Below are 254 nucleotides of genomic sequence, written 5' to 3'. Positions count from 1 at the left end.
TTGCCCGGCAACGTCCTACTCTCGCGGAACGTAAGCCCAACTACCATCGGCGCTAAAGAGCTTAACTTCTGTGTTCGGCATGGGAACAGGTGTGACCTCTTTGCTATCGTCACCAGACAAATAATTGAATTAAGTCAGTACTTGCGTACTTTCTTATTTAATTCAGTTAGAATGTATTGCACATTCAAAACTAGATAGTAAGCAGATTTTACGGCTAAAACCGATTTTTAAAATTTGATTAAGTCTTCGATCGA

General features: G+C 40.2%; 1 rRNA gene. It reads right to left on the bottom strand.

The annotated features are described in order from the left end of the window. Positions 1 to 2: 2 nt before the first annotated feature. A 5S ribosomal RNA gene (rrf, locus tag CD111_RS08955) occupies positions 3 to 117 on the bottom strand. Between the last annotated feature and the right edge of the window lie 137 nt (positions 118 to 254).

This window comes from Mammaliicoccus stepanovicii (assembly GCF_002902525.1).
Classification (GTDB): domain Bacteria; phylum Bacillota; class Bacilli; order Staphylococcales; family Staphylococcaceae; genus Mammaliicoccus; species Mammaliicoccus stepanovicii.
The sequence above is the reverse complement of the archived record's forward strand: the minus strand, read 5'-3'. Positions and strand labels throughout refer to the sequence as shown.